Raw genomic sequence first — 6,415 nt, 5'->3', positions numbered from 1 at the left:
TAATTTATGCTGCTTGCAGCCTTCTTTGGCCGGCGACAACAGTTGCCGCGCTCGCGGGTCTGCCGGTCGATACGAGCGACTTACTTGCCTGGGTTACAGGCCGGAGCCCTCCTCCTCGCCATAGCGAGGGCCTGAATGACCCTATGTCTGTCGCAGCACTCGCGCACTTCGTGCTGCTCGCACAGGAAGCAGAAGGCGATGCCGTGGCCAAGGCGACGCTCAACGCGCTGCGCCTGCTGCTCGACGATCGAGAGGAGGCACGGATCTGGGGCCGCGACGACCTCGTGCTCTTTGGATCGGCGTTTCGAGCGGCCAAGAGAAGGTTGGCCGAACCATATCCAGCCCCTACCCTTCTGGCAGTTGCAGAGCGCCTATTGGAGGTCCACGCAGAACTCGAGATCGCACCAGTCGGCGGTCGCTCCCTAGCGACGCTGGACGGGCGCCAGCTTATCGTCGATCCCCGAACCTTTGGCACGATCTGGCTGTTAGCCTGCCACCTTCCAGCAGCGCTCCTCGCCGCAGGATTTACCTCCCAGATCATTCCCTCTTTCGTGTGCCTTCCAAAGCTCCTCGGCCTCACTGCACGCGATCTTGCCGGTGACCTCGAAAAGCGCCTTGGAGACGCCGCGCTGGCTGGCCTGAAAGAACTTGATGCCGTTGAAAGGCTCGATGCCAATCTTCCCAAGGAGCTCGGCGTCACCCGGCGCAGTAAGCTCCCTGCCCTCATGCGACTAGAGGCAGCCTATCCGGGCATCCGCATCCCTGCGATCGCACGGCTTCTGAAGATATCGCCACAAGGAGCGGCGAAGCTTGCCAGCCAAGCGAGAGAGATGCGCGGCCACCCTTATTGAGGCCAGTGATTATCGAGAAGGTCGCGCAATGCGGCCTCGGCCTCCGCACGACTACCGCCGCCCTTGTGGAAGAGCGTCAGCGTCACGCCACGCCTGTCCTTTCCATCGACGCGAAGCAGAGCCGTGCCGCCAGGGCTATGCACGACCACGGAATCCGATCCTGTCCTCTTGGGGGCTTTTGCCGGCTTGGGTTCTTTCTTGCGCGCGGCGGCCGGGCCCACAACCGCGATCAGGGCGCGGATCGTCTCAGGAGCGTTGGCGGGCAACCCTTCGCTACCTGCCGCGCGTTCTTCGAACAGACGACGCGCCTCAGCGAGCACGCGCGAGCGATCATCGTCGGATTTCAGCACAGGCTTCAGACTGCCTATATGCGAGATCTTCAGTTCGAAAGGATCCGGGAAAGCCGCGACGACCGCTTCAGGCAATCTGGCGAGATCAAGATATCGGCTGACCCACGCCTCGGACTGGTTCAGCCGCCTCGCCATCTCTTTCTGGCTGCCGCCATAATAGAGGTCGAGTGCCTTGAGATAGTCCCGTGCTCGCTCCAGATCGCTCAGATCCTCGCGTGCCCGGTTCTCCAGATCGGAAATGCGAAATGCCTGCTCATCCGTCAGATCGCGCACTTCCACGAGGTAGCGCACTTCGGGGTGATTGTTCGCCCTTAACCACGACACCGACCAATGGCGGCGAGCCCCGCAGATGATCTCGAAATCATAGTCCGGCTCATCATGAATGCGCCGAACGATCGCGGGGACCTCCTGCTTGCCCTGCGCGAGGATACTCTCGATCAGATCGTCACACCGCTCACGGCTTAGTGCGCCATAGTCCCGATTATGTCGCTCCCAAATCCGGCAGCGCGCCGGATCGACGAGTTCCTGCGGATTATTCACCACCGCACCGGAAGCAAGTTCGGCCAAGCGGTTGTTGCGGCCACCAAGGACCCCTACTCCCAAACGCGGACCACGCTCCTGGCCTTCGGCGCTAGGCTCCACAGAGGACGCCAGATCACCTAGAAAACTCTTGTTCTTCGAACTCATTTTGCCCCCCTATTTGCCGAAATTGCAGGGCTGCAATTCTTGTCCATCACGCATACCCATCCTTGCGCAAACGGCTCAGATGGCTGGGCCAGGTCTTACGAATATCAAGCTCGATCTCGGCATTCACGCCATCGAGATAGGTCAGGCAGCGATCACGCACCGTCTTGCTCGTCATCGGTCCGTCCAGTTCGTAAACGGTCATCAGACGGGCGGTAGCGTTATCGATCTCGGCAGAATCCTTGAGCGGCGAGCGCACCATGGCGGTTCCGTAAACCTGCCGCATCAGGTCGAGCAGGCCCTTCTGCATCGATTTGCCCTCGTCCACCTTCGATGCCACGAAGCGCAGGAAGGATAGCTGCGGCGCGAGATCGTGCGTCGAGAGTTCCTGAATGGTCTCGTCGAGCATGGCGAGAAACGCTGCCGTCGAAGAGAAGTCCATCACGGTTGGCGGAACCGGCACCACCAGAGCGTTGGCTGCCCTGAGAACCGATAGGGAGATTGCTCCCAAGGCTGGCGGCGGATCGAGGATCACGACGTCGTAGAGATCTTGCACCGAGGCGATACCCTGCGCCATTCGATCGAGCAGAGCCCCCTGCCCCCGCGCCATGCGCGCCGCGAGTTCATATTCCGACTGGAAGAGACGCAGGTTGGCCGGGATCAGGTCGAGCCCATCGAAATGGGTCTTACGGATCGCATAATCGAGCGACTTGCGTTCGCCCTCTCGCAAATACGGATAGAGCGTGTCGTTTTCGTTCAAATCGAGATCAGGCACATAGCCGAAGAGGGTCGTTGCCGACGCCTGGCTGTCGCAATCAATCAGGAGGACACGATAGCCGCGGATCGCCAGATATTGCGCCATGTGGACCGAGACGGTCGACTTGCCGACACCACCCTTGAAGTTCTGGACCGCGATGACGGAACAGGGGTCGCTTGGATCGCGCCATGGCCGCGTTCCGAAGGCGCCACGCATGTCGTTCAACTGAGCAAGCGTGTATCCCATGCGCCGACCGCTCTCTGTCCGCGGAGGTGGCACAAGACGGCCATCGCTCTCGGCCTCGCGAATCGCTCCGGTCGTCCGCCCCACCAGATCGGCGGCCTTTCCGATCTGAAACGTCGGTTCTCGCCGCTCGTCGGCGCGCGCACTTCGAGCCGAGTTGCGCAGCTTTTCAAGGACAGAGGAAGACCGAGCAGCGAGCGACGCAACATCGAGTGTTTCCCCCATCCGCACTTCATCAATTGCGGACGCCATAGCTGCTCCTGTTAAAGTCTGGGGCATCCATGTTCGATTTTCACTTTTTGGTCAATATCCGCCCGAAATTTGACAGTTGGACCATGGAGACCGTCGGATTGCCAGCCCGTACTCCTATCCTGTCCTCTTGGGGGCTGTTCGACGCCTTCATTGCAGGAATTGCAGCCCTGCAATTTGTGCCAGACGCGCTTTCCGCCCGCAACCTGACTCGGTGGGGGCACAGGATCGATGGTAGCGTGACGTTCATCCTTGCGGGTCGCAAGTGACCGCGTTGATATGTGTCGTAATGAAAGAGAGCCTCACCCCCGCGCTTGCCCGACGCATCGCCCTTGCCGCCCAAGGTTTTGGTGAGGCCATGCCTTCTGTTGTCAGGGCTCACCATTTGCGACGTACTATCGCTCGGCTTGGTCTCCATCAGATCGACAGCGTCAACGTGCTGACGCGAGCACACTATCTTCCGGCCTATTCGCGCCTTGGTGTTTTTGATCCGAAGTTGCTGGAGGCCGACGCCTGGGGGCCTCTCCGATCGCGGCGGCTGTTCGAATATTGGGCGCACGAAGCGTCCTTGATCCCCCTACCCCTCCAGCCGTTGCTGCGATGGCGACAGGCAATGGCAGACGCCGGCGAGACTGGATGGAAAGGTCTGCGCATATTCGCTCGCGATCGGCGGGCGGACGCGCTCTCGATCCTGGAACGCATCCGCAACGAGGGACCACTCGCTGCATCCGATATTGAAAGTGGGAAGCGACGCGCAGGCTGGTGGGAGTGGGGTGACAGCAAGGTGGCGCTGGAGTGGCTTTTCTGGTCCGGCCACATCACCACTGCGACACGACGTGCGAGTTTCGAGCGAGTGTATGATCTCACCGAGCGCGTGTTGCCCCAGACGATCCTCGCTCTCCCCACTCCGGAACCTGCGGCAGCCAGACGCCAACTCATAGAGCACAGCGCGCGCGCCCTTGGCGTAGCAACGGCAAAGGATATGCGTGACTATTTCCGGCTTTCTCCAGCAGAGGCCCAGCCAGCTATCACGCAGCTTGAGGAGGAGGGCGTCCTTCAGCCCGTGAAAATTGATGGGTGGGACCAGCCAACATGGTTGCACCGAGAGGCGAGGCGTCCTCGCCGAGCACGCCATGCCGCCCTGCTAGCGCCGTTCGATCCATTGATCTGGGAACGCGACCGCGCGGAACGCCTCTTTGGCATACGCTATCGGATCGAGATATACGTCCCTGCGCCGCTGCGCACCTATGGATATTATGTCCTGCCGTTCCTGCTTGATGAGCAGATCGTCGCACGGGTCGATCTGAAGGCGGACCGGAAAGCGAAGGCGCTACTCGTTCAACAAAAGACGTTCGAGAGCGATGCGCCTGCTCATGCCGGCGAGGAGCTGGATGAGGCGCTCCGATCAATGGAGCGGTGTCTGGGTTTAGACCGTGTGATATTCGGCGATGCAGTGAGGGGCGTGTGACCGCCTGACCGATGCTGTGTGGCACAAATTGCAGGGCTGCAATTTGTGCTGTTATGGCCGGCCTCGCCGATTGAAAAAGGCTTCGCACCAGCCCTTCCAGGACTTTTCGAGTTTCGTACCGGACAGGGTGTTCAATCGAGCGCCCATATTGTCGCGATAGGCCTCGGCGATCATGTCGACGTCCCAGCCACCGCCGTAGCGCACTCCAATCTCACGAGCCGCCTCCTCGGTAGCCCCGAAGTGCAGCCGGCCTCGGGGGAACCGTGCCCACAATTCTGTACCGCTCGAGGACGCCGCATCCGAGCTTACCAGCGCAGCAGTTACCTTCTTCAGGACATTCGCCACGTCCGCGCCGTCGACGGTCGGACTGTGGGGAAGGGGACTATCGCTTGCCACAACCTTTTCGACGGTATCGTCGCGCCTGGCTTTCCGTCCCTTAGAATGACGCTCGAGTTCGTCGACCGTTGCTATTTGGGCCGGCGCATCCTTCGAGACGAACCGGAACTCGATCTCGATCACGGCACGGCCTCGCCGGATCTCTTGCCATTCGACGGTGAAGTGGGCGAGCTGGTCAATCTCTGCCTTGGCGACCGTCAGAACTTTGCGCCGTAGCTGAGCAAAGTCGGCATATTTGTCGGGGTCGATACCCAGCGCCGCGCGCAAGCCCACCATATCGACTTTCCAAACGGGTTGCCGTCGGTGGAGACGAAGGGCGCCCTCTTCGTACAGCTTCAGGGCGTAGGCTGACCTGAACCCCAGCACGGCCTGGCGGTTCATCACCGCATAAGTTTCGGATTCCTGGATAAGCCGACGGGCGTCAGGCGTGAACTGCCACTCGATCCAGCCCGTTTCCTTGTCGTTATCCTCGACCTCTTCCCAAGACGCCTGAATGAGGTTGAAACGCTTCGTGGCGCGCTTTCCGCGCCATGATTTGTCATCCTCTGCGAAGAGCGTTCTGTGCAGCTCTTCAAGCATATCAACAATGCGTTCGTTGCCCTTGTGACCGCGACGGATGTCCGACTTTCGCATACGATGCGTCGTGTCTTGCCAGGCATCTCCGCCCGCGGTCAGGATCATGAGGGCGAGGAGGCGGGAAGCGGTCAGACTGAGCGATTGCCCTTTGACGAAGCGGACCTCGACGAGGCGTCCGGGTTTGGCGAACTCGTCACCGCCTTTGCGAGCGAGCGCAGCAGCCACGCGCATCGAACGGGCGGCCGAAGTCTCTTCGCCGCCTTCATCGTCTACGCTTTCCGCTGGCACTCCCATGGGATTCACCTCACACTGCCTTGGAAACTGCCTGTCCTGACCTCATTCGTCAAGTCAGGTCAGGTTATACCCGTCTGGAGGCCCCCAAGAGGTCAGGATAGTTTTGCCGTACGAATCAGACATTGGGCCTGTGATTCCGCCGAGTCGCGATTGTCCGCCGGATCGTGTGGAACAGCAGCCAAAAAGCGCCTAGAAACGCATAATATGGACACGATTCTGACTGCCCCCCAAGAAGACAGGATGATCCCCAAGACGTCAGGATAGAGCCCCCGCCAAGACAGGTTATATCCCCCGTGAAGTCAGGCAAAAGCCCCCACGAGGTCAGGTAAGACGCTGATTCCGTCTATAGTTTCAAACAGATAGCGGCCCTGAATCATAGAATCATTAGAATCTTAGAATCACCCCGACGCTGCGCGCCGGGCGTTTTTATAGATGGGGTTTTAGGAAGGAAGTGATTCGGTAGTGCCCGATGGCCAGCGGCAGCAGCTATCGCACACCCAGATCCCGTTTGTTGATTGCCACTGAGAAGTGACCCGGGGTTTCCATT

At 60.1% G+C, this 6,415-nt stretch carries 6 protein-coding genes; 3 read left to right on the top strand and 3 right to left on the bottom strand.

All coding sequences use genetic code 11. From position 1 onward, the window contains the following. Window positions 1-851 (top strand): hypothetical protein (locus tag ACFFJC_RS21295; RefSeq protein ID WP_379489243.1); only part of this gene is annotated, 851 nt, incomplete at its 5' end. Here ACFFJC_RS21295 and ACFFJC_RS21290 read toward each other — a convergent pair. Together ACFFJC_RS21290 and ACFFJC_RS21285 are read right to left on the bottom strand one after the other, a co-directional pair. Next, window positions 845-1,888, bottom strand: a complete 1,044-nt coding sequence (locus tag ACFFJC_RS21290) for a ParB/RepB/Spo0J family partition protein (RefSeq protein ID WP_175311095.1) — start codon at window positions 1,886-1,888, stop codon at window positions 845-847. The two genes, ACFFJC_RS21295 and ACFFJC_RS21290, sit on opposite strands and share 7 nt — an antisense overlap. A gap of 46 nt (window positions 1,889-1,934) precedes the next feature. Next, window positions 1,935-3,137: an AAA family ATPase gene (locus tag ACFFJC_RS21285; protein WP_175311094.1), complete on the bottom strand. Its 1,203-nt coding sequence runs from the start codon at window positions 3,135-3,137 to the stop codon at window positions 1,935-1,937. 29 nt (window positions 3,138-3,166) lie between these two features. On the opposite strand from ACFFJC_RS21285, the gene ACFFJC_RS21280 reads away from it, so the two are divergent. Then, complete coding sequence (locus tag ACFFJC_RS21280) at window positions 3,167-3,403, top strand: hypothetical protein (RefSeq protein ID WP_313737388.1); 237 nt, start codon at window positions 3,167-3,169, stop codon at window positions 3,401-3,403. Window positions 3,404-3,423: 20 nt separating this feature from the next. Continuing rightward, window positions 3,424-4,602: a winged helix-turn-helix domain-containing protein gene (locus tag ACFFJC_RS21275; protein ID WP_379489242.1), complete on the top strand. Its 1,179-nt coding sequence runs from the start codon at window positions 3,424-3,426 to the stop codon at window positions 4,600-4,602. Between the two features lie 51 nt (window positions 4,603-4,653). Here the strand turns inward: ACFFJC_RS21275 and ACFFJC_RS21270 are convergent, their stop codons facing one another. Then, the gene (locus ACFFJC_RS21270) at window positions 4,654-5,805 is read right to left on the bottom strand and encodes a replication initiation protein (protein ID WP_285139452.1); all 1,152 of its coding nucleotides are present in this window, start codon (window positions 5,803-5,805) and stop codon (window positions 4,654-4,656) included. Window positions 5,806-6,415: the final 610 nt, after the last annotated feature.

The organism is Novosphingobium soli (genome assembly GCF_042432915.1).
GTDB lineage: Bacteria > Pseudomonadota > Alphaproteobacteria > Sphingomonadales > Sphingomonadaceae > Novosphingobium > Novosphingobium soli.
This window is presented reverse-complemented; position numbering and strand designations above follow the sequence as displayed.